This window comes from Sphingopyxis sp. 550B (assembly GCF_057401805.1).
In genome coordinates this window covers 2,010,055-2,034,033 of the sequence record NZ_CM171610.1, presented here as the reverse complement: position 1 = coordinate 2,034,033, position 23,979 = coordinate 2,010,055, and the positions used below count along the sequence as shown (strand labels likewise).

At 60.1% G+C, this 23,979-nt stretch carries 18 protein-coding genes; 5 read left to right on the top strand and 13 right to left on the bottom strand.

Annotated elements, in window-relative coordinates; genetic code table 11:
* Nucleotides 1–149: 149 nt before the first annotated feature.
* The 10 genes from AC2S9W_RS09450 to AC2S9W_RS09405 all read right to left on the bottom strand — a co-directional run bounded on the left by AC2S9W_RS09450 (nt 150) and on the right by AC2S9W_RS09405 (nt 8,640).
* Complete coding sequence (locus tag AC2S9W_RS09450; protein WP_212597492.1) at nt 150–1,238, bottom strand: hypothetical protein; 1,089 nt, start codon at nt 1,236–1,238, stop codon at nt 150–152.
* Nucleotides 1,222–1,821, bottom strand: coding sequence for a hypothetical protein (locus AC2S9W_RS09445; RefSeq protein WP_212597493.1), 600 nt, complete (start codon nt 1,819–1,821; stop codon nt 1,222–1,224). The genes AC2S9W_RS09450 and AC2S9W_RS09445 overlap by 17 nt, the downstream gene beginning before the upstream one ends.
* Nucleotides 1,822–2,071: 250 nt before the next feature.
* Complete coding sequence (locus AC2S9W_RS09440; protein ID WP_486572026.1) at nt 2,072–3,112, bottom strand: SH3 domain-containing protein; 1,041 nt, start codon at nt 3,110–3,112, stop codon at nt 2,072–2,074.
* 46 nt (nt 3,113–3,158) lie between these two features.
* Entirely contained in the window at nt 3,159–3,767 is a 609-nt protein-coding gene (locus tag AC2S9W_RS09435; RefSeq protein ID WP_212597495.1) for a hypothetical protein, read from the bottom strand.
* Between the two features lie 12 nt (nt 3,768–3,779).
* Nucleotides 3,780–4,763: a hypothetical protein gene (locus tag AC2S9W_RS09430; protein ID WP_475283412.1), complete on the bottom strand. Its 984-nt coding sequence runs from the start codon at nt 4,761–4,763 to the stop codon at nt 3,780–3,782.
* Nucleotides 4,764–5,223: 460 nt separating this feature from the next.
* The gene (locus tag AC2S9W_RS09425; protein ID WP_486572025.1) at nt 5,224–5,505 is read right to left on the bottom strand and encodes a helix-turn-helix transcriptional regulator; all 282 of its coding nucleotides are present in this window, start codon (nt 5,503–5,505) and stop codon (nt 5,224–5,226) included.
* Entirely contained in the window at nt 5,502–5,810 is a 309-nt protein-coding gene (locus AC2S9W_RS09420) for a hypothetical protein (RefSeq protein WP_486572024.1), read from the bottom strand. Before AC2S9W_RS09420 ends, AC2S9W_RS09425 begins: the two co-directional genes overlap by 4 nt.
* A gap of 503 nt (nt 5,811–6,313) precedes the next feature.
* A complete protein-coding gene (locus tag AC2S9W_RS09415; protein WP_486572023.1) occupies nt 6,314–6,898 on the bottom strand; it encodes a hypothetical protein in 585 nt (194 codons plus the stop codon).
* 23 nt (nt 6,899–6,921) lie between these two features.
* Entirely contained in the window at nt 6,922–7,431 is a 510-nt protein-coding gene (locus AC2S9W_RS09410; RefSeq protein ID WP_486572022.1) for a DUF4411 family protein, read from the bottom strand.
* Between the two features lie 3 nt (nt 7,432–7,434).
* Entirely contained in the window at nt 7,435–8,640 is a 1,206-nt protein-coding gene (locus AC2S9W_RS09405) for an ImmA/IrrE family metallo-endopeptidase (protein WP_486572021.1), read from the bottom strand.
* Nucleotides 8,641–8,737: 97 nt separating this feature from the next.
* On the opposite strand from AC2S9W_RS09405, the gene AC2S9W_RS09400 reads away from it, so the two are divergent.
* Both AC2S9W_RS09400 and AC2S9W_RS09395 read left to right on the top strand, forming a co-directional pair.
* The gene (locus AC2S9W_RS09400) at nt 8,738–8,977 is read left to right on the top strand and encodes a hypothetical protein (protein ID WP_486572020.1); all 240 of its coding nucleotides are present in this window, start codon (nt 8,738–8,740) and stop codon (nt 8,975–8,977) included.
* Between the two features lie 13 nt (nt 8,978–8,990).
* Nucleotides 8,991–9,662, top strand: a complete 672-nt coding sequence (locus AC2S9W_RS09395) for an acyl carrier protein (RefSeq protein ID WP_486572019.1) — start codon at nt 8,991–8,993, stop codon at nt 9,660–9,662.
* A 75-nt stretch (nt 9,663–9,737) separates the two neighbouring features.
* Here AC2S9W_RS09395 and AC2S9W_RS09390 read toward each other — a convergent pair whose 3' ends face one another.
* From AC2S9W_RS09390 to AC2S9W_RS09380, 3 genes are all read right to left on the bottom strand, one after another.
* Nucleotides 9,738–10,604 carry a hypothetical protein gene (locus tag AC2S9W_RS09390; protein WP_486572018.1) on the bottom strand — a complete coding sequence of 289 codons (867 nt, stop codon included), beginning with the start codon at nt 10,602–10,604 and terminating at the stop codon, nt 9,738–9,740.
* A 272-nt stretch (nt 10,605–10,876) separates the two neighbouring features.
* Nucleotides 10,877–12,079, bottom strand: a complete 1,203-nt coding sequence (locus tag AC2S9W_RS09385; protein WP_486572017.1) for a tyrosine-type recombinase/integrase — start codon at nt 12,077–12,079, stop codon at nt 10,877–10,879.
* Nucleotides 12,076–13,356, bottom strand: a complete 1,281-nt coding sequence (locus AC2S9W_RS09380) for a tyrosine-type recombinase/integrase (RefSeq protein WP_486572016.1) — start codon at nt 13,354–13,356, stop codon at nt 12,076–12,078. The genes AC2S9W_RS09385 and AC2S9W_RS09380 overlap by 4 nt, the downstream gene beginning before the upstream one ends.
* A gap of 286 nt (nt 13,357–13,642) precedes the next feature.
* Here AC2S9W_RS09380 and AC2S9W_RS09375 point away from each other — a divergent pair, with 286 nt between their 5' ends.
* Genes AC2S9W_RS09375 through AC2S9W_RS09365 form a run of 3 tightly spaced genes read left to right on the top strand, consistent with a single transcriptional unit; the run spans nt 13,643 to nt 23,977 of the window.
* Entirely contained in the window at nt 13,643–15,484 is a 1,842-nt protein-coding gene (locus AC2S9W_RS09375; protein ID WP_486572015.1) for a GmrSD restriction endonuclease domain-containing protein, read from the top strand.
* Between the two features lie 46 nt (nt 15,485–15,530).
* Nucleotides 15,531–18,452 carry a class I SAM-dependent DNA methyltransferase gene (locus AC2S9W_RS09370; protein WP_486572014.1) on the top strand — a complete coding sequence of 974 codons (2,922 nt, stop codon included), beginning with the start codon at nt 15,531–15,533 and terminating at the stop codon, nt 18,450–18,452.
* Nucleotides 18,452–23,977, top strand: coding sequence for a DUF3320 domain-containing protein (locus tag AC2S9W_RS09365; protein ID WP_486572013.1), 5,526 nt, complete (start codon nt 18,452–18,454; stop codon nt 23,975–23,977). The genes AC2S9W_RS09370 and AC2S9W_RS09365 overlap by 1 nt, the downstream gene beginning before the upstream one ends.
* The last annotated feature ends 2 nt before the right edge of the window (nt 23,978–23,979 follow it).

Below are 23,979 nucleotides of genomic sequence, written 5' to 3'. Positions count from 1 at the left end.
CGGTAGCACCCGGATTTTCGTGGCTCAACTTGCCCTCGATGATGCCGCGCGAGTGGACATGCGAACGGCAGACGCTGTTGCGGGAAAAGCCGCAACGCCAGTCCCGGGACGATGAATCAGCGCGCGCCGTCATCCCCGGGCGATCGCCGCTAGCCTTCAAACCAATCGCGGACCCCCTTGGGCACTGTGTCGGTGGGGCAATGCGTATAAGTTTCCGGCTCGTCGAAGAGAGTCGACCCCGCTTCCGCGACAAAGCTGGATGCGCCGGTGACGCGAATTACGAAATTCGTGCTTGTCCCCTTGGTGTCATCGCCGTTGCCGTACGAACGGGCATGAACCCGGAAGCGGTTGTTCCCGAGCGATTCAAAGCTCCGTATCTCCGGCCCGCCATCGAACCACGTCAGCGCGCTTTCGTCGAAGTGAGCCAGGCTGCCCGGCCCATCGCTTGCAGCTTGCGCGCTGGCTGCCCGCGCACAGGTCGTGCCGACGGCGTAATAGCCTTTCGGGACGGGCGGAAAGCTCGCCGGTCGGGCCGCTGCTTGCGTGCCGACGGCGCAACCTTCCTTATCGACGAGTTTCCCCTTGTCGTCACGGCGCTCGATCACGTCCATTTGAGTGCCGTTCCAGCCCCACACCGCGGTTTCGATATAGCCGCAATTGCCGTTCCAGCCGCGCCGATATTCGACGACATCGCGCTTGCCCCGGCGCTTGACGTCCTCGGGACCGATATCGCCGTTAAATCCATAAGCGACCTGATAGCCTGCGGCGGTCGAGATGATGAAGTCGTAAGGCGGCCCCATTTTGCCATGATCCGCCTCCTCCGCGCACCCCCAATTCTGTGTGGTGACAACAAAATCGGGCCGTCCGTCGCCGTTGAATTCCGCGACGATGAAAGCGCCCTCGTTCGCGGCGGATTCCTGCTTGAGATCGACGGATTGGATCGGAGCAAAGCGCACGGCGCTGAAACGCACCCCCATGTCGCGGCACTCGCCGCGGGCATAGCCTTCCCATGCCGAAAGCGCGGCAGCGGGGAGCACGGAATTTGCCGCGACTGCGGTTGCGCCGCTTTCGGTTCCCGCGCTTTGCTCCGCCGCCTGTTGCCGGGTCGACACGCCTGCCGCCGCATCGGCACTGGATTCCGAGCCGCAACCGGCGATGGCAACCGCTATCACAGAAACCAGGGAAAAAACCGACAGGCGAGCGATACGGCCCCTGGCCGGTTCACGCCGCTTTTGCACGGGCCTTCTCCTGCTCGATCGCCTTGTTCATTTCGACTTGCACGCCATCGACGATGGCGTCGCGCACCGAATTGCTGTGAAGCTTCCTGGAGAAAAGATAGCCGCTGACGACCAAAACCCCGAACAACCAGAAGTACCCCCAATCGCTCCAATCACCAAAAATGGCTGCGATGACGAACGGCAGGAATATGCCCATCGCCAAACCCAGCCATTCATTGAAACGCTTGACCAGGGAATTGGCGGTCGCCCTGCAAATCGAAGTTCTACCGGTGTCATGAACGACGAGCCCAGTGGCGTAACCGCCATCATCGTTCTTCGGCATCGCGAATATTACCGACACGCGATGCCCGGCGCGAACCGCCACGCCGATATTGTCGAAGGTCGTGTCAAACTCCTTGCCGTCGTCCTGGCGCACAAACAGGTGCAGATGCTGTGTGGTGCTGGACGAGATATGCACCGGAGAATTGTTCTGGCCGCCCCCGCCATAGACGCGCGTCGTCGATGAATTTTGACCGTCGAGCACCGTTCCGCTTTTGGTAAAATAGGTAATCTCGTCCGCTGATTTCACCTTTGCAATCGCCATTTCCGTCTCCTTACGCACCCGCCGATCTGCCGATGCAGCGGCTGTGGAAGCCTCCCTCGAACTATTCCGCCGGTTGCAATCCGCCTTCGAGGGCCCGGCGCCGATTCAAGGAATTCCCAAAGCCGCACCGGCACATCTCGACAGGATGTTTGCGCCATCTCCCGCGACCGGATCGCTTACGCCGATCGGGAGACTGGAGCGACGAAGGGTCGTCAATCGCGCCTCCGCCACATCCCGACCGGCCCGCACGTCAGGCCCCCGCGAGCAGCGACCGCGCCGCCGCCAGCCGCACCGTCGTCGCCTTCTTCTCCCGTTCCTGCGTCGCCGCGAAGCTGCGCTGGGCCTTTACCGCCCGATCGATGCGCGCACGCCCGGGCGACGCCGCCGCGGGCTTCGCCGCAACCGCGACCGGCACCGCGCTGGCGCCGAGCAATCCGCCGTGGATATATCCGTTCATGCCCGATGCGGTGCGCACGAACATCCATCCGTCGCCCCCGTCGCCGAGCGCATCGACCGCCGCCCCGTTCGCGACCGTTTCGATGATCCTTCCGCCGGTCGAAGGAGCATCGCGAAGGCGAGCGCCGCTGGAGGCGCGGATATAGCGTGTTACGGCCGCAGCCTCGGCCGTTTCCACCGGAGCATCGTCGTCGATGCCATAATAGCGACTGGCCCAGCCATCCTGTTGGGCCAGCGTCGGATCGGCACCATCGGCGACCGCATTGGCCTGCGCAAAGGTCGTGATCGTCTGTCCCTGAATGCCCGAAGCCTTGGCGATCACCCGATCATCCTCGGCGATCCATTTCTCGATACTGGCCAGCCGCTTTTCGGCTTCCTTTCTCGACAGCGTCGCGGCACCGGCCTCTCTTTCCACCGTCTCGATCTGGGTCCTGCGGCATTGGCCCAATGCCTCCAGCTGCCCCGGAAGCGCGGAATATTGATTCATCACCGGGTCGAAATCCGCGTCGATCGCCGCGCGCAACTCATCCTTGTTGCGCTGATCCTGCGAAATCGAGCTCAGATAGCCCGCCGCCCCGCCGGCCGCCGCACCGGCCAGCACGGTGGGCAGAACGCTCGACTTGTTCTGCTTGCCCGAATTGCCCAGCACGCCGACCAGCGCGCCAAGCCCGGCGCCGATCAGCGCTCCGCCGGCGATCCGGTTCCCCTGAAAATTCTTGATGCGACTGAACGGCTGACGCGCTTCGAGGCAATTGTCGGTAAAGCGCGTCGATTTGGCGAAGGCCGGTGTCGGCGCCGCCGCGACCAGCGCGCCAAATGTCACGGCGCTTATCATATGCCGCCAAACCGCCCGGCGGCGAGAACGGGAAAGGATATGGCGTTCAGTTCCGGACGGCATCTTTCAACTCCTCGATCCACCGCTGATCGCGGGCCGCGTCGCGCGGCTGGCTGCGCTGATTGTCGATATGCCGGCGAATGGCCGGGACGTAGCGCGTCAGACGCTGCAGCCCCGCCCGGTCCAGTTCGGCGCTGATCGCGTCGAAGGCCGCGGCCGTCTGTTCGGCCTTTGCCGCGGCGAGCGCTTCGATCCCGCTGAAATAGAGGGCGTAGCTCGCGTCGCGCTCGCGCCGATGTTCGGGAAGCTGTGCGATCAGCGCATCGAAATCGCGACGCTCCTCGCTCGACAGCGCCGACGGGTCGGACCCGATACTCCCGGTCAGCGTCTCGACCTGATCGATGCGGGCGCCGCGCTCCGCGCCATAGGAGGCCGCGAGGAGGCAGGCGAGGATGGCCTTCTGGTAAAGCGCATCCGCCTCGCCGGCGCTGGCGGGCGCCGCCGGCGCGGCGTCGGTTCCCGCGGAGGCGACGGCGGCTTTCCGATCGTCCCCAAGCCCGGGGATCTGGATCGACCCGCCCTCCAGCCACCAATAGCCCCCGCCGAGAGCCAGCAGGCAGGCGGCAAGGACCGCGATATTCTTGCGATCGATCACGCGCCGCCTCCCTCAGTCGGCCGCAGCGCGGCGCTTCGCCACGCCGAGATAGATGCAGCCGGCACCGAGCAGGAGGATCAGCCATCCGCCGCCCTGCAAGGCGATCGACTTTTCGATCGCGCGCTTCAGGGCGGAGAGATTGACGTCGTCCCGCACCATCGTCATCGTCATCGCCGCTTCAAGCAACGCGATGGTCTGCTTTTCCCACAGATAGGGGATGAAGGTGGACGCGCAGCTGACAACGCCCAACGCCGTTCCGAGCGGTTTCACCATGGCATTGCGCATCCAGCCGGCGGCGATCGTCAGGAGAGCGAGGAGCGGAACCAGCCAGACGAGCTTGGACAAGGTCATGATATTGTCGAACTTGTCCATCGCGGCGTTGACCTTCCCCACCGCGCGCTGCAGTTGGGCGACCTCCGGTGAATCGCCGAACTCGCCGGCGACCGTTACGCCCTGCTGATCGAGTTCCTTCGCGATGCTGGCCCGGGTCGTTTCGACCCCGGCCTGATTGTCGCCGGCGGCCGACGGCACGTCCAGCAGGCTATGGTCCCCACCTGCCGCCAGATATCTCAGATCCTTGTGGATGCGCCCGTTTTCATAATTGAACCCCGTCGACATGAAGGTCATGGAAAAGGCCGCGAACAGGATGAGCGCCGCGGGCAGCATCTGCGGCGCGAGCTTCAGCCGGCCGAGCAGGTCGCCGATCGCGTCGTCGCGGGTCGATGCGGCGCGAAACTTGTCCACGATCTCCTCGCTGATCGCGGATGCGTCGCTGAGGTTGGGCGCCGGCTTCAGCGCCCCCGCGCCGGGTGCTTTCGACCCGAGCGCGATATAGATTTCGCGCGCACCGCCATCCTCGACCACGAAATCGACGAGCGTACCCCGCTGCGGGTCGCCGGCGTCGCGCCAATCGGTCCGCGTAAACGAATAGCGCGCGTCATCGTCACCCTGAATGACGCCCGCTTCTTCCTGAAAGCCCAAAATCCGACCGCGCACGCTTCCCTCCCGATGCCATTGCCTCGATCGGGTTCGATTACGCGGTCAGGGCGCGGCTCCCACGAAAATCCGGATGGCTGACACCATTTGTCAGTTCTGAAAGGGAAAAACCTTGATGGTGCGGAGAATCCCGACACGCGGAGGATTCATTTCTTGCGTGGAAAGCTTTGATTCAGACGGTCGCAAGATTTTGCACTCGCAAAGAGTGGCATCGCCGCATGTGAAAACATCGGACGGATTATCCGGGTCTGAATGTCGCTTGACGATCTATCGGTGCCGTCATCGGCTGGTGATGGACGGAAAATGGTGCCAGAAGAGGGACCGTGACGTGCGGACAAGGTGTTATATCACAATGTTTTGTTGCCCTGATTCGCTGATTCGATACCGTCAAAAATACCGTTTAGCGCTTTGGCTTGGTCCTCGATGAGGACTCAAATCGCTGCCCGCAGTGTTTCGATGCTCAGCGGCCTCCCTTATAACTGTCGGCCCGTGCCTTGGCCAGAAGGGCTTTGAGCGCATCGACCGTCACCAGGGTGCACCTGCCGATCTTGATCGTCTCCAGGTCGCCCGAGGCGATCAACTCGTAGAGCTTCGACCGGCCTATTCCGGTCATCCGCACCGCATCGGGGATCCGGACGGCGAGCGGCTCCGCGCCGTTGGTTCGGATTGCCTTGGGGCTACGATCGAACGGGAGCGCGAGCTGTTCGTCGCTGGCAGGCGACTTGGCTTCCCGCCGCTTCATTCTCCCTGCTCCTGCGCAAGCTTGTCGAGCTGCCGTTTATGCGCTTCGTGGACTTTAGTCCTGAGCGTGGCATCCGGATGGGCAAGCAGAAGGCCATCGAGAGCGCACATGATGAAGATCAGCCGGCGCTTGATGAACTCTGCGTTCTGCCGCGCTTCCTCGCGCAGTTCCTGGCCCTGGAACAGGTCCGTGACGATGGCCCCGATCCACTGGCTGCGGCTCTGCTTGGCGCGGTTGGCTTCATCCTGAACCCAAGCGGCGACATGCTTGGGCAGGTAGGTCTGGATGGAAACATTGCGTGTCATGCTGGACTCCATGTTGGCGGAGCCTGGAACACACTGCGAAAGGCAAGTTTGTTCTACTTATGTTCGGATTGGCCGTCAAGCCTGCTGAAGATGCCGCATTTCCCCGCCTTTCGGGCTGATGTGATTTGCGGGAATGCAGGAGACTGATGGCACGTCAGATTTGACGGAGAAGCTGCCATTTTCTCAGAATCCAAACACGTCATTGATTTTATGATGTTTTAATCCGGATTTCATCTGCGATTTGTCGCGTACGGTGTGCCCGGTCAACCGGGTTTCTGACTGCGTGTATGTGACCAGTTAAACTGCCTGTCGCGTCCTGACGAATTTTGCGTTCTTTCCCAGTGGATTGCAGCGCCTGTTGCGGCATTCGAGCGTAAAGATTCAAGCAAGGCAGAGTGAATGCGGAGCTCCCGAGAATGCGGGTTTGTTCCGAAATGGGGACCAAATGGCCATCATCGCTGCAGCAGCATTCCCGATGCGAAAGGGCCAGCGATAGGGCATCCTTATCGTTGGTTGTGACGCCACTTTCGTATAGCCTGAACGCCAGACAGAACGACCAATCCAACTCCGAATATCAGCCAGATCATTCCCCAACCGTGGAATACGTCTTCATCGATAGACCTCATCCAAACCAGACCGACGCCAAAAGCTGCGGCTAGGCCGAGCTGGCCGTAGGTGATCTTTGAAAATGCGAGGCTCCGTGCCTCCTCACGAGTCAATGCAGCACTTTCGGGTGTGCGGCGCTGCAACTCGCGGGAGGGAGCATTCCATGCCCAATAGTAGATGGCCATAAACGGGATCAATATCGCAGCGATACCAATCCAAATCGCCGCATTTTCAAGGTCACTGTCGGAGTCTGGAATGAGCCAAGCGAGCAAGACAATCAGGACGATCGTCGTAGGTGCGATTGCCCATGATGCATATCGTAGACGCTTGTTAAACGTCGCGACAAATTCATCCCGTTCGGCCTCACTGACGTGGTATGCCGCGCCCTTCATTCCCCTCCGATAACGAAATCCGTTGGCGTCTTGTTCAAACTGGCCAGCAAAAATCTCGCGGACCCGATCAAAGTGAGAGTTGCCGAACATTACACGTCCCCAATCGCGCGATTTCAACCACGCCAGCCTGTCGAGAACCTAAGCGCGCGGAGCATGGTGAAAGTGTCGCAGCACTGCACGCCTACGTCGGCACATATGTCCGGCACTCGCCTGTTCTGCCTTTGGAGGCGGCGCTTCGACACCTCGGTGGTCACCACGCAGCGGTTGCCGGGATCGGCCAAAGCGTGGGCGATCAGGAACGGGTCGCGACCGATTGCTTCCAGCTCGTCGTCGGTCAGATCGGGTGCGTATTGTCCGGTCACCTGCTGAACGAGCCGGGGTTCAACGTCACCATCGAACAGGATCGCCGCCTTGTGCGCGTCATCTTGCACCCAGGCGTAGAGCAAGTCCTTATCGGCGTCGTTGCTACCGTCCTTGACCTCTTCGAAGGTCTCGATCGGCATCTTGATGTTGCCAGCTTCGCCTTGGTGCGCAAGCCAATCCCAGAATTCCGGCACGGCATCGACCGGGTAATAGAGATGGTGCGCGGTGATCAGGACGTTGGCATCGAGCAGGTAAAGCATCCGTTAGGCGCCTTGCTCAACTGCCAGGGATGCACCGCTCAACAGGGGGTGGACGCTGCGCGGCTTCACTCCGAGCAGCTTGCCCGCGCGTGTCGGGGTGAGAACCCCCTCGCTCATGTTTCGGGCCACAAAGCTCAGCAACGCCGAACCTAGTCGATGGCGGCGAATGATGTAGTAATTCGGCCCGCCATCTTGCCCGCGCGCGCGTTCGCGCTGGGCAGCGCGGTTGCGCAGCCACTCGCCCTTGAATGTCTCAGTCAGATTGCGCCACGCGGCCTGATCGAGCGCACCTGCGCGGAAAAGCCGGTACGCCACCAGCGACCGGCTAACCAGGCGTTCATTGGCGAATTCGGTGATCTGGCGGGCAATCTGCGCTTCATCGCCACCGAGCTCGACGCGAAGCTGATTGAGTTCTCCCTCAGGCAGCAGGAAGCTGCTGGCAACATCATTGCAGAATTGCTCGGTCGCGCCTTCGATGTGCCCTCCGCTGACGCCAGTCGCCCCGATCCAGAGGTGCGCTACTTCGTGAAGCAAGGTGAATGACCAAGCGGTCTTTGCGTCCTGATCGTTGATAACGACAAAGGGCGCAATCGGATCGGCCAGCGCGAACCCGCGAAACGCATCGACGTCGATCGCGGAATGGTGACTGCCGAGATTGCCGATCAGCAAGACATATACGCCTGCCATTTCGACCTGCCGCCGGAGCATGCTGAATGCGGCCTCGGCAGAACCTTGCGCGCGGAAGGCAGCAAGATCCAATCCGAGGGTCTTGCGGATCGAGGCCAAGACCGGGCCGACACCATCATTGCGCGACATCGAGCCAACGAAAGCGAGCGGCTGCGCTTCCTCTTCTTCGACCAGGACAGCGCGAACCATCGCCTGCCGGGACCGGATATCGCGCACCAGGGCATCGACAAGCGGTTCGCCGGCAGTGTGCTGGTCTGGCAGCGTGCGAAAATCTTCGCCGCGATCACCGCGCACGGGCGGCTCTTCGAGATAGAACGAAACGAGCGGACGCCGGTAAACCTTTGCCATCTTGAGCAGGACCGGGCGCGATACCTCGCCATCCTCGGTTTCCAGCGCCAGCAGCCGATCTTCGCCGGGCACGCCGCGCGCATCCCGAATGCCGACCTTGGCTGCCGCTTCTTCAAGCGAAAGCCCCGCGCTTTCGCGCGCCCATCTCAGGATTGAAGGCTTAACCACCGGCATGCGCTTGTCTTTCGCACAAAGAGATCGGGATGTGTGAGAGAAAACTTCTCCGGCTCAAGCGATTGCCGGGACGCACGCTTGCCGGTAGTTTGCAGGCGTGAAGCTTTTACCTCAGATCATGCTTTGGATTTTCATCGCCGCGTGGTTCGTCGGTGCAGCAGCGCATATCTATGCCACTCGTTTCTTTCTTCCGCGATGGTTCGCGGGATTCAAAGCGCGACCCGAACATGCGGGTTACGGCCGCAAAATACTCGTTGGATACGGGATATTTCTTGCAGCAATTGCCGTAGCATTTGCTGCTGGCGGAATTGCCGAGTTGGCAGGCGGATGGGGATAGGCGAAACAACTGCATGACTACATCGCTTGGCCTTGCTGGTGATCTGGACGACGTCGATCTTATCGAAGATGTCGAGGCAGCGTTCGGCGTCCGATTGGGGGACGATGAGATCGAGCAATGTTCAACGGTGGGGCATCTATTTGAATTGATCGAAGCTCGCCTCCCGGACTTGCCTAGCGGGCGAACATGCGCGACCGCGATGTGCTTCTATCGATTGCGGCGGGCTCTTCAGCCGCACTCCGTGATTGCCCTGAAGCCGAAGACATCTATCGGGGCGCTGGGATCACTACCTGTCCTGCAACTGCACCGCATAATTGAAACCGAATGCGGACTGCGTCCTCCACCGCAATACATCACCTTTTGGGGATGCTTGGCACTGCTGCTTGTTTTGGCGCTGCCACTCGGTCTCTTCGCCATCGGTATGCCGTGGTGGGTTGATCTTCCATCCGCCGCTCTCGGAATCGGGCTTTATCGGCTTGCGCCAATCCAATTGCCCGGCGAGGTCGAGACGTTCGGCGATCTGGTCAAGATCGTCTCATCGCGAAGCATAGGCGCGCTAGCAGGGCAAGGTGCACGGCTTGGACCGAAAGAAGCGTGGCAGGCATTCACGGACGTGCTGTCAGATCACACGCAGCTTTCGAAAGACAGGATATTGGCGGAGACCCTGTTGCTGGCACCGAAGTGAGAGGCGGCACCACCGTCTCGACGGGAACAATACGCAGTTGCTCGACGGCACGAGGCCTTGAAGTACCAGAAAGTCCTAGTGAACCGCGAGCAATGGCACCGAGCCGCTCAAAGACGCTCGCGCGTTGACTTCGGTTAGAACAAGGGCAACTCCGGGTATGTCGAAGCTGACGCGGTAGCCATCGATATCGCGAAAATCTGGAAGGCTCTGGTGGCGAGCATTTCCAGACGCATCAAACTGATAGATTCCATCGAGGCCGACCGCCACCAGTTCTCGGTTTGATGATGCCAGGCCAAAGAAGGCTACCGTGCTCGCTGGCTCCCCGTTGTCCAGTTCATTGCGAGGCGGTTGTGGATCGAACGGCTTGAAGTAGCGTCGGTCAACGTTGCCGCCGCAAATCTCCACGATACGACCATGTGCCATCATGTGAACCAAGCCAATCGCGGCCACGACACAGTCCGGATTCCATGGAGATGCCGCTAGTCCGTTCACGGGGTCGCATTCGGTATTCAGAGGTCCGCCACAGAGTTCCCCTGAACGATTGTTCTGAATTATTGAGACTTGTCCGTCATTGAGCGAGATGCGAGCCAGTCCGCCTCCCCACTCTCCGTTGTTTAATCCGAGCCACAAAAAATTGTCGGCTGCCAATGCCGTTGCGGTCACGTAGGGTGGCTCAATAGTATTGCTCAATGAGACCGCTTGAACGTCGCTTTCAGCAACCCGGACGAGGCGCCGATCCGTAACTAAGACTGCAGATTCTCGTCCGTTGCCGCAGGCCATCGCAATTACCGTTTCACCATTGGTCGGAATTGTAGTTTGTTCGTCCCAATCACGCGACGATCCTAATTCGATTGCCCAACTGTCGGCTCGTTCGACGAGGGCTGCAATTCCCTCTTCCCTTCGACAAATCGCCAAGACTTTTCCGTCCAGATTGGTTGGCACTACGCTTGATCCGTTTGGCTCCAAGCTCACGAGAGCGCCATCATCTTGAAGCAACCAAAGCCGCTCATTGGCAAAGACAGCGCTAGTTATCGCTCTGAATTGTGCTGTGTCATCCGGAGTGGACGGCGAAGCTCCGCTGCACGAGCTTGTTGCCACCAACGCAAGAGAAAGGGCAATTCTCCGCCAATTCGATTTATTGACGATGCGAAGTTCTGTCGGCCTGCCCATTTGATGATCATGCATCGCCTCACGCAAAGATCAAAGATTTTTAGTCAGTTGAAACCCAAAAGATTGTCTACTGCGTCACCGATTTGCTGGGCAGCATCAAGCAGATGGTCATCATCCAGATGCGCATAGCGGGCGGTCGACTGGTGGTTGGCGTGGCCAAGTAACCTGCCGATCATCGGTAGCGTTTCCTTGTTCATCGCCGCATGGCTGGCGAAGGTGTGTCGCAGGTCGTGAATGCGGACCCGGCCAAGCTCTGCGCGTTCGCGAATGCCCTTCCAAGCCCAGGCCACATCGCGCATTTGACGCCGATAGCGGTAGTTCCAGAATAGCCAGGACAATTTCCGATGGCGTGGAATGCCAGCAATCACCTGGCGGGCGGCGGAACCGAGCCAGACGGTGCGCGGCCCAGTTTTACTGTCGCGAAGGTTCAAGCGATTTCCCTTCACGTCGCCCCAGTGCAGATTGAGTATTTCGCCCCTGCGACAACCGGTCAGCAGCAGCAAAGTGATTGCCGCGCCCTCGCAGCGGGCGGTAAGGTCGTCACTCTCCCGTAGCTTCGCAAGCTCGATCCCGACGCGCCCCAGCTCTTCAACCGTCAAGAACCGCTCGCATTGACGTTTGCGGTTCGGTCGGATCGATCGACACGGGTTGGTATTCTCCAGCCGATACCCCCACGCCTCCGCCTTGTTGAGCATGTGTTTGAGGATTTCGAGCGTCCGATTGGCAGCACCCGGACCGGTGCGGTTGTTGAGCTCCGCAAACCACTTGGTCACATGCTCTTCGTTGACCTCGTCGATGAAGACACCCTTGAATGCGTCGTCGAGGTAGAGCCGCCGGTAGCGCGTGTGTGAATCGAGCGTCGAGGCTTTCCAGCGCGGCGACCAGCGAATCCAATATTCCTCAAGGAAATCGTCGAACCTCGGCGCGGATCGAATGCGCTTGCGATCGGTGGCCGGATCGCGCCCCACCTGCGCGTAGGCAATAACGCGGCGCGCGACCATTTGCGCTTGATGGCGCGTGAGGACCGAAGCCGGGCCGATTGTCACGGTGCGCAGCCTGCCACCCATCCGGGTCTGCACGATGTAGACATTGCGCCCGCTGGGATAGTGACGGATGCCAAAGCCGTGTTCGATCCCGAGCCAGGTCGTCGTCCGTGCCTTGCCCTTGGGAACGAGCCTGAAGTTTACCGATGCGCCAACCTCGGCCAGCGCCTCTTCGACAATGCGCTTGAGGCTGGCGGCTGTCATGACCGCAGTCCGATCGCTTGCGCCAGCGAGCCGGAAATGCGCTCGGCAGCATCGCCGATCACGTCATCGGACAAATGCGCATACTTCGCCGTCGTCTCGGGCAAGACGTGGCCAAGCAGCTTGCCGATCGTGGCCAGCGGCACATTGTCCATGATCGCGGTCGAAGCGAAGCTGTGCCGCAGATCGTGGACGCGCAAATCGGGCATCGCGCAGCGTCGGCGCAGATTGTACCACCACGGCTCGATGTTGACCGGGTGCTTGCCCCGTGAGTTGATGAACACCAGCGCGTCATCTTCGGCGCGCTCAAATCCTGCCAGTACCTCCAGCGCTTGCGAGTTGAGCCAGATCACCTTCGGGCCGGTTTTGCTGTCGGGCAGCACGAGCCGGGGCGGTTTCACCATTCCCCATCGAAGAAACCTGATCTCGCCCAACCGCGCGCCGGTGAACATCAGCAGCCGCACTATTGCGACCGGAATGGGATGCTCGGCCTCAGCTTCGCGCAAAGCAGCGCCCAAGCGGCGATATTCTGCGGGGGTAAGGTATCGCTCCATCTTCGGGCGCTTGAAACGTGGCATTCCTCGGCAAGGATTCGATCCCTTGCGCCGCATCCGCAGCGCCTCGGCGTATTTCATGAGGGAGGCAAGAACCGGCACGGCGCGGTTGAAGCTCGTTTCGCCTGCCCCGGAGCAACCGTCACGCCAGCGGTGGATGTCGGCGGGCATGATGTCCGCCACCCGCATCGCGCCAAATTCCGGCTCGATGGAAAGCCGCCACGCATTCCGGTTGCGCTTGATCGTCGAAGGCTTCCAGACCCGCGACAGGTCGTCCCAATAGGTTTCTACGAAATCGGAAAGCGTTGGCGTGGCTTTGACCACGGCTCGCTTGGGCAGACCGTCCAGCGCCACCTCCGCCAGAATGCGCCGCGCTTGTGCCCTTGCTACGGCAGCGTCCAGCTCTTCGGTTCGGCCAAGCGATATCCGGCGATGTTTGCCGCGATGTCGTACGCGGACGAACCAGAAGTAGTTGCCGCTTGGTCTGACACGCAGGCCGAACCCGGCAAGCTCGGTATCCCAGATGCAGTATTCAGTCTCGCGAAGCGGCAGCTTGCGCCGCGCGAAATTACCATCGAGCAGTGCCCGGCGCCCGGGCTTTCGCCGCCTGGGGACCATATGGCAATCGTCACTAGCAAAACTGCCCTCTAAAGTCGCGGAATTACCGTCATTTGCGGGGACCGGATGGCCTTCAGCAGCATGCCTGCTGCCGAGCACTTCCAGCATCTCACGCACTGATTTTACGGCATTTTTTCCCATACCCTGGCAGTCTTACTGCGTACGGTGTGCTCTGCACTGTACCCAACTTTTGCGACGGGTCCCGGATTTGTCCCTCGCATACCACGCTTCCGCCCTGCCATCCCTTACTCGCGGGACGGCATGTGCCAACCTCGCCAAGATCTGAACTTGGCATCGACTCGCCAGGCGGTATGATGCGTGGAAGCAAAAACTGAACATCGCCGTGGGTTTAGCAGCGAGTATTGGTTTTGCTTTCCGTTTAAGGGGGCTGATCTTGACGACGTCGTTTCAAACCAATCCTGTTTCGTTGAAAGATCTCATGCGCGAATGCCATGAGGGGAAGTTGCAGCTTCCAGATTTTCAGCGCGGGTGGGTTTGGGATCAGGACCGGATCATCGATCTGCTTGCCTCAATCTCTGAAGGTTTTCCTGTCGGCGCCTTGATGACATTGGATGCGTCGGGTGAAGTTTCTTTTGCTGTGCGACCCGTGGAAGGCGCTCCTGCACCGATTAAGCCTCTTGAAGCATACTTACTCGATGGCCAGCAGCGCATGACCTCGCTGTATCAGTCGACCTTCTCGCCTGTGCCGGTGGCTACGCAGACGGCCAAGAAGCGGCCGATCAAGGTGCATTTCTATTTCGACATCCGCGCCGCTCTCGATCCGGATGTGGCGCGATCCGATGCTGTGATCGCCGTGCCGGAGGACCGGATCATCCGGGAGAATTTTGGCCGTGACGTGAAGCTTGATCTGTCATGCGAGGAGCACGAATTCGAGGCGCTGCATTTTCCCATCGATCGGATTTTCGATGAAAACCGGTGGCAGATCTCAGCAGCACAATGGATGGCGAAGGACCCTGTTGCTCGGCAGGAGAAATGGGAGCTCATCAATCGCTTCGCCGAGGAGGTCGTGAACAACTTCACGTCCTACCACGTGCCTGTCATCAAGCTTGGCAAGGACACGTCGCGGGCCGCCGTTTGCCTTGTGTTCGAGAAGGTCAATACCGGGGGCAAGCCGCTCGACGCCTTCGAGCTTGTCACTGCCATGTATGCGTCGGAGGAATTCCATCTCCGCGAAGATTGGAAAGCCCGCCGCGACCGCCTGATCAACCAGAAGGTACTTGCGAAAATTGAGCCTGTTGAGTTTTTGCAGGCCGTTTCGCTGCTTCATACCAAGGGACGCCGTGACGAAGCGATTGCCGCCGGATTGGAGCCACCCGCGATCAGCGCCACGCGCAACAGCCTGCTGCAGGTGCCCTTGGCCGCCTACAAAAAGTGGGCGGACAAGGTTGAGGCCGGATATGTGGCTGCCGCGAAGTTCCTCCATTCCCTGAAGATCTTCAACTCACGCGACCTGCCATATCAGACGCAGCTGGTGCCGTTGGCGGCGATCCTCGCAGAGCTCGGCACGGCCTGGGAAAACGATGCCGTGCGACAGAAGCTGGCCAAGTGGTACTGGTGCGGCGTCTTCGGAGAACTCTACGGTTCGGCAGTGGAAAGCCGCTTTGCACTCGACATTCGGGACTTTTCGCCCTGGATCAATGGCGGTGCCGAACCGCAGACGGTCCAGCGCTCAAGTTTCGAGGAAAAGCGCCTTCGTACTCTTCGCTCCCGTCTGTCCGCCGCGTACAAGGGCGTGCACGCTTTGCTGATGAAGTCCGGGGCTGAGGATTTCAAATCCGGTCAGCCCTATGACCAGACCGTGTTCTTTGATGAGAACGTGGACATCCACCACATCTTCCCGGAAGCCTGGTGCAAGAACCAGAAAATCGAGCCCGCGATCTACAACAGCATCGTCAACAAGACCCCGCTCGCGTCCGCCACCAACCGTATGCTGGACGGTGTTGCTCCGTCGGCCTATCTTGGCCGATTGACAAAGGGGAATGACAGCAACCCGCCCATCGCAGCTGATCGGCTTTCTGCCATTCTGACAAGCCACGAGATCGACGAGACGCTGCTGGCTTCAGACGATTTCAACGGCTTCATGGATAAGCGTCGTTCCAGCCTGCTGTCCCTGATCGAAGCTGCGATGGGTAAGGAAGCGGTGCGCGAAAGCATCCTGCCGATGAACCAGGATGACGATTACTATGGCGAGGAGGAACTGGAGGAAGCGGCTTGACGCCGAAGCCAGACCGTCCCCTCACGTTCCATCACCAAGGCATTGCATGACCCCGCAGGAATTTCTCAACAAATGGCGCCACGTCGAGCTCAAGGAGCGTTCGGCGTCACAAAGCCATTTCAACGATCTGTGCGCACTGCTGGGCGTTCTCGACCCCATCGCCGCCGATCCCAAGGGGGAATGGTTCGCCTTTGAGAAAGGTGCGACCAAGACCACCGGCGGCGATGGCTGGGCCGATGTTTGGCGCAAGGGCTGCTTTGCCTGGGAATACAAGGGCCCGCGTAAGGATCTCGACAAGGCCTTCGCGCAGCTCCTGCAATATGCCGTCGCGCTGGAGAATCCGCCGCTGCTGATCGTGTCCGATATGGACCGCATCCGCATCCACACCAACTGGACCAACACGGTGCAGGAGGTGCACGAGTTCACGCTGGACGACCTTGTCGACGGGCAAGCGCGCGAAAAGCTGAAGCGCGCCTTCACCGATCCGGAAGACTTCAAGCCGAGCAAGACCCGCCAGGCGCTGACCGAGGAAACCGCGCGTGAGTTTGCTGCCATTGCGCAGCGCCTGCGCGACCGCGGGCATGAACCGCACAAGGTGGCGCACTTCGTCAACCAGCTGGTGTTCTGTATGTTTGCCGAGGATGTGGGGCTGTTGCCCGACAACCTGTTCACGAAGATGCTGGACCTCAGCCGCAGCGATCCGGACAGCTTTGCCGAGAACGCCAGCACGCTGTTCGGCGCGATGGCACAGCCGAACGGCAAGGTGGGCTTCACCCGGATCGACTGGTTCAACGGCGGCCTGTTTGCCGACGATGCCGTGCTGCCCCTTGCGCGCGAGGATGTGGACGAACTTTATCAGGCCGCGCTGCGCGACTGGTCGCAGATCGATCCCTCGATCCTCGGCACCCTGTTCGAACGCGGGCTGGACCCTGCGAAGCGCAGCCAATTGGGCGCGCATTACACCGACCGCGAAAAGATCATGATGATCGTCCAGCCGGTGATCATCGACCCGCTGGAAGCCGAATGGGCCGATGCGTTGGCGAAGATGACCGCACTGGTAGAAAGCGCGCCCAAGCGCACGGCGGAGCGCCTGCTGACCCCGGCGGAGAAGCGCAAGGCCGAGAAGCTGCGGGATGAGGCCGCCGCTATCCACAGCGCCTTCATCGAACGGCTGGTGAATTTCCGTGTGCTCGACCCGGCATGCGGATCGGGCAATTTCCTCTATGTGGCGCTGCGCGCGCTGAAGGACATCGAACACCGCGCCAATCTGGATGCCGAAGCGCTGGGCCTGCCGCGCGGCTTCCCGCGCGTGGGGCCGGAATGCGTGCTGGGAATCGAACTGAACCCCTATGCGGCCGAGCTGGCGCGGGTGTCGGTCTGGATCGGCGAAATCCAGTGGATGCGCCGCAACGGGTTTGATGCGGCGAAGAACCCGATCCTGCGCAATCTCGATACGATCGAGTGCCGGGATGCTGTGCTGGATGTGGGGGGCGACGAGACAACCTGGCCCGCCGCAGACGCGATTGTCGGAAACCCTCCGTTTCTAGGCGCAAAAGTGATGAAAAGATCGCTTGGCGTCAATGAAACCGAGGCGCTTCGCAATGCATTCGCGGGCCGGTTACCGGGTTTTACCGACTTGGTCTGTTACTGGTTCGAAAAGGCACGTGCGCAGTTGAAGAGTGGGCTTTCCACCCGGGCCGGGTTTGTCGCCACAAACTCAATAGCGAAAAACACGAATTTGCCCGTCCTTTATCGAATTTCAGAAGATGGTGTGATCTTCAATGCATGGGCAGATGAGGCATGGGTCGTCGATGGGGCTGCGGTACGGGTCTCTTTGATTTGCTTTGAAAGCAAGAGTGCGAAGCCGCAACCAAGGATGCTCAATGGAGAGCCGGTTGACGCTATCAATCCCGACTTGACGACGGGCCTCAATGTTTCGGCGCTGCCAGCTTTGGCGGAAAATCGAGGAATAGGCTTCGTTGGCGTGCAAAAGAGTGGTCCGTTTGATGTGCCTGGTGAACTGGCACGGGTCTGGCTTAAGTTGCCGTTGAACCCAAACGGGCGCGCCAATTCGGAAATCTTAAAGCCAACTTGGAACGGTCGTGACATAACCACCGTCCGCCGAGACAGCTGGTTCATAGATTTCCCTAGGGGGCTCGCAGAGCAAGACGCTGCTTTGTGGGAAGCGCCGTTCACATACCTTCAGCACGCGCCATATGATCCCGATGAACCGACATCGCCAGTCTTGAGTGAAGTCCGGAAGGCGGCTCGTGATGTGCATCCTCGGACCGAGTGGTGGACTACCTATTGGCCTCGTCCGGAAGTGCGAAAGAGTTTGTCGGAAATTAGCCGCTATATCGTAACGCCGATGACTGCTGAACATCGTATCTTTCTCTGGCTGGCGATACCTACGCTGCCAGACAACAACCTCGTAATATTTGCTCGGGACGATGATACACACTTCGGAATTCTTCATTCTGTTGTTCATGAAGCGTGGTCAACTCGCATCGGCAACAAAATGGGAGTGGGAAATCAGCGTCGCTACAATCGTGAAGCAATCTATGATACCTTCCCTTTCCCCGAAGGCCTGACCCCCAACATCCCCGCCGCCGACTATGCCGACGATCCGCGCGCGCTGGCCATCGCCAAGGCCGCCGCGCGGCTCAACGAACTGCGCGAGAACTGGCTTAACCCGCCCGATCTGGTGGTGCACGAGCCGGAAGTGGTGCCCGGCTATCCCGACCGCATCCTGCCGAAGGACGAGGCAGCGGCGAAGGAACTCGCCAAGCGCACTCTCACCAACCTCTACAACGCCCGGCCCGCATGGCTCGATCACGCCCACCGCGCGCTCGATGAAGCGGTGGCCGATGCCTATGGCTGGGGTGACGACTTCCGCGCCGGCCTGCTGACCGACGACGAAATCCTCGCCCGCCTGTTCCGGCTCAATCAGGAAAGGGCACAGGCGTAATGGACGCTGCCGTATCGCCTGAGATCCGCCGCCTGATCGACCTGATCGACTATGTCGAGGCAACCGAGCGCGACAAGCTAAAGATCGAGCTCGACTATCGCAGCCATCGCGGTTTCGTAACGACGGAAGAGGAACTGGTCGGCCTGCCCGGCGTCTCGCTGGATTGCGGTGACGAGGACGACCCGGTGTGGCTGCGCGTCGAGCGGCTGGCCAAGATTGCCCCGCCCGCCCCTGCAGATCGGGAGCTCGTCCTGTGGCTGTCGCTGCGCGATGATGTTGCGGCGGTTCCGTCTCTCAAGCCCGAAATTGCGACGGCCGGGCTGGTCGAGCTGGAACTTCTGCCTGCCGAAGAGGCGCCTGAACGCTTGGCACTGTCTGACTATGAGCGGCGCGAGACTGTCGAGGCTGCTTTCCGGGATTGGCTGGAGAGTGCGTGGCAGCCGTGGTCCGAGCGCGAAAAGCCCCGCCGCGACACGATCAAGCTCTACAACGCCCTCTATATGCTGCGGCAGCAGCTCGAAGGCGTCAGCGACGTGCCGGTGGAACTGGTCTGCGGAATTGGGTTCGCCACCCTGTTCCGTGGTGGCCAGCGCCTGCGCTATCCGTTGCTGACAATGGCCATGGAGCTGTCGCTCGACGAACGAAGCCATTGCATCGAAGCCCGCCCCCGATTGGAGGCCGATCCGGGATTGGAGCTGGATCCGCTTGACCGGATGGGGCTGCACGGACTGGATCAGTGGCGCGCAACAAGCGAAAAGTTCCTGTCGGGACTGGACGAAGTTGCGCTTTCGCCATTCGCGGCCGAGAGCTTTGAGCCAATCCTGCGTCAGGCTGCGGCGTTGTTCGATCCCGATGGACTGTTCGTGCCCGATGCGAGGCCGGCCGACGCGCGAAAGATCCCGTCAGCCGAACAGAACCTGCAAGTCAGCAATGCCTTCGCCTTCTTCCAGCGCGAACGGCGCGCCACCCAGCTAATGGAGGACTTGCGGCGTTTCCGGGCCAGCCTGTCCGAAGGCGCGGAAGCATCGGCACTGCCCGCCGCTGTTGCAGCTCTGCTGATCGAGCCCTCCGATACGATCGAAGAGCCGGATTATCCGCAGTTCCGTGGCATATCGACCATTCCCGGCGTCACCTCGTCAGATGGGGCGGGCAAAGACCTGTTCTTCCCCAAGCCATTCAATCGCGAGCAGGTGGAGGTTGTCCAGAGGCTGGAGGTGCGCCCCGGCGTGGTGGTGCAAGGGCCGCCGGGTACCGGCAAGACTCACACGATCGCCAACATCATCAGCCACTATCTGGCGCTGGGCATGCGGGTGCTGGTTACTTCGCAGAAGGCGCCAGCCTTGCGCGTGCTTCGCGACAAGCTGCCTGAAGCTGTCAGGCCACTGGCGGTCAGTCTGCTCGACAGCGACCGCGACGGTCTGAAGCAGTTTCAGGAATCGGTCGATATCATCGCCGAGAAGCTGCAGCGGCTTCGCCGGCATGAACTTGAAAGAGAGATCGCCGATCTCGATCATCAGATAGACAACCTGCACCGCGGCCTTGCGCGCATTGACAATGAGGTCGACGCCATCGGCCGCATGGCCGTCTCACCGGTCAAGCTTGGCGATGAAACGATCGAACCGGTCCGTGCTGCGCGGATGGTGGTCGCCGAACTGGAGTCGGCGAACTGGCTGTCGGACGAGATCGATGCTGCGCCTGAGTTCGAGCCTCGCTTTTCTGACAGCGAAATCACGGAGCTTAGGCAGGCGCGACGGCAAGTTGGACAAGACATCGGGTATCTGGGCTTGTCCATCCCGCAACTGGCCAGCCTCCCGACACTCGATAGCCTGTTGCCCATTCATCGTGATCTGGCACGAGCCGAAGAATTGCGCCGCCAGATCAATGCCGGGACCTTGCCAGATTTGCGCGTGCCCGAAGGCGAGGCCGCAGAACGCCTGCAGACCCTTGCGCAAGAGCTTGATGAACTGGATCTCTCAGGTGCGAAAGTTTCGACCTCGCCCTATGGCTGGACGGCAGATGCGACCCGTATCGTGCGCGCCAACGAAGACCGGGAATTCGTGGAGGCACTTGAACGCCTACAGCCTGAAATTGAACATTTGCTGGCAGAGGCCAGCCATTTCCTGACACGCCCGATCAGCCTTCCTGCCGATGCACTGGACGATGAAAAGCTACTCGAGGCACTGCAACGATTGTGCGACGGCAAGCCTGCACTGGGGTTCGTGGGCGGGCTGTTTGCCGGAAAGATCAAGGCGGCGCTGGCACAAGTAACGTTGCTGGGCGAAGCACCCCGAGGCGCCGACGAGTGGCTGGAAGTTCAAAGGTTCATCGACGGCATCAAACGCTCACGCAAACTTGCGCAGGCCTGGAACCATCTCGTCTCGTTGAGTGTCGGCGACACCGTCGAGTCGGACGGTCTTGGAGTTGCGAAACGCATCCGTGCTCAACAGCAGCACCTTGATGCCATCAGGGACTTGGTAATCCGGCAGGGCCGGGTCGACGCGCTGGCGCGGGACACCGTCGCCGGCTGGTCCGGCGCGCTGTCTGACAATTCTGGCGTGCTCACCAAGCTGCGCGACGTGGTTGAGACTCACAGGCTCAAATACCGCCTGGAAGGTGCCGAAGCCGTTCGCGCCAAGTTGATTTCCTATCTTTCCTCCACCGAGGGTGATGTAGCGCGCCAGTTGCAGGGCTGGGTTGTCCGTGCGCTGGGCAATCCTGATGTCACGGCCGAGGCATTCCAGTCCGAATGGCAGGCTTTGACTGGTCGGTTGGGGCACATCGAAGGACTGGGCGAGGCCTTTCAGGCAATCGATACCGCATGCACCGCCATTGCGGGATCGGGAGCCCCTCTTTGGGCACGCGCTCTTCGTTCCCAGCCCATAGAAGGCATGGAAGACAATCTAACGCCGGGGGATTGGTCGAAGCGCTGGCAACTCCGGCAGCTCTCGACATGGCTCTCACGCATAGACCGGCATGACAGATTGCGGGAGCTGGGCGCAGATCGCGTCGAAAAGGAAGTCTTACTCAAGGACGCATATGAACGTTCGATAGAGTTACGGACCTGGTTGGAACTTAGCCGGAAGGCAACTGATGGCGTCAAAGCGGCACTGGCTGCCTACGCAGACGCAGTCCGCCGCATCGGCAAGGGTACGGGCAAACGGGCGGGACGATTTCGGCGTGAAGCGCGCGCTGCCTCAGATCGCGCCAAGGGTGCGCTCCCATGCTGGATCATGCCGCACTATCGAGTCTCGGAATCCCTCCCGGCTGATCTTGGGCTGTTCGACATTGTCATCGTCGACGAAGCGTCGCAATCTACCGTAGCTGCACTTCCGGCATTGTTGCGCGCCAAGAAGATCCTGATTGTGGGCGATGACAAGCAGGTGAGCCCCGAACTGGTCGGGCGTGACCAAGCGCGCGCCGATGAACTGGCGACCCGCCATCTCTCAGCCCAGGTCGCGGACTATCGCTCATGCCTTCGGGAAGAGCAGTCGCTGTACGATCTCGGCAAAGTCGTGTTCGCGGGCGGTTCCATCATGCTTACGGAGCATTTCCGTTGTGTTGCGCCGATCATCGAATTCTCGAAAGCGCAGTTTTATGGCCACCGCCTGACGCCACTGCGGCTGCCCATGGCGTCGGAACGGCTTGATCCGCCGCTTATCGATGTGTTCGTTGAGGATGGCTTCCGCAAAGGCGACATCAATCCTCCCGAAGCTGATTTCATTGTCTCCGAAATCGCCGCCATTGCCGACGACGAGCGGATCGCGAAGCGGACAATCGGCGTCACGACACTGCTGGGCCAGAACCAAGCTGCACATATCTATAAAGAAATCGAGCAGCGCCTCGGCACAGAGGTAATGGAGCGCCACGAAATTCGGGTTGGGGATCCTACCGCCTTTCAGGGTGATGAACGGGACATCATGTTCGTTTCACTGGTTGCGCAGCGGGCTGACAGTCCATTGTCGGGCAATCGCTATGAGCAGCGTTTCAATGTAGCGTTGTCGCGCGCTAGGGACCGAACATATCTCGTCCGTTCCGTCGAATTGGATCAGTTGCGCGCCAGCGATCAACTGCGCAGATCACTTCTGGAGCATTTCCGATGCCCGTATCCGGCTGAAACGTCGGACCTAAAGGACCGCCGCGATAGGTGTGAGTCTGATTTCGAACGTGAGATGTTCGACCTGCTTTGTGAGCGCGGCTTCCGGGTCAATACGCAGGTGCGGGTCGGCAACTTCCGGATCGACCTCGTCGTGGAAGGTGACAATGATCAGCGGATTGCCATCGAATGCGACGGCGATCGTTACCACGGGCCAGACAAATGGCCTGACGATATGATGCGCCAGCGGATATTGGAGCGCGCCGGCTGGACGGTGTGGCGATGTTTTGCATCACGCTTCGTTAGAAGCCGTCAGCAAGTGATTGACGAACTCGCGGACTTCCTCGCAGCGCGGGGGATTCAGCCGGTCAGTGGAGATGGCAATTGGGCAAGCAGGCATACTGAGTTACGGCTCTGGCGGCCCACCATTGGGAACGATGACGAAATCATTGCTGTGCCCGACGAGGAGGACAGTTCATCGACTGTCGCGCCAGCGGATCCGTTGGAAGCAGGTGAGGATCTGTTTGAGGCCAAGTTGCCAAAGGAAACCCCCTTGCCATCGAAGCGGGTGACGGAATCGCACGTGCAGGCCGCCATCGTAGATCTGATGTCCGACAACACGGTATGGTCGAACGGCGACCTGAAGAAAGCACTTAGAAGCGTTCTGCCACTTTCAGACGGAGACCGAGAGCCCGCCAAGTTTCGACCTGGTGAGGAAAAGTGGGAGGAGCTGGTAAACAATGCACTCTCGCCCTCTCGCGGGAATTCTCTTCATTCCAAGGGCTTGGTTAAAAGCGCTGGACGCGGCCTGCATATCCTCGCCGAAGCTGCGACTGCAAATTCTGCTACAGAAGCGCCGGAACTGGAACTGCCTGCAATCGGCAAATCCAAGTATCGAAACCCGGCTCGTGAAATCGGTGAAGAATATCGGGTAGCATCATTGTCGGTTCCGGATGATGACGCAGATCAGATTTATCAGACAGACTACAAGCATGTCCTCGAGCAAATGGTCGATCACGTTCTTGAGATTGAGGGGCCGATCTATGAGGACATGCTAATTGAACGGATTGCCCGGGCGCACAAAAAGGAGCGGGCTGGCAGGATCATCCAAGATATTGTGGCTGGTGCTATCGCTGGGCGCCATCCGTCAATATCGGAAGATGGCCGTAAAGTTGTGTTCCACCGAAGAATGGATGTCATGGAATTGGTTGCGTATCGACCTGCTCGATCGGACTGGCGATCTCACCGCGACATCCCTCTTATCGAACTCGCCAGCCTAGCACTCCCGTTGGTCCGCAAGGCAAAGCCAGACACGGAAATTCTGGCTCACTTTGCACGAACATTCAGTTTGGCGCGATTGCGGGAACCAACACGGAAACGCTTCGAGGCAGCAATTTCGATCGCGCGTGCTACAGGTGAGGCTCAGGCCTAAAT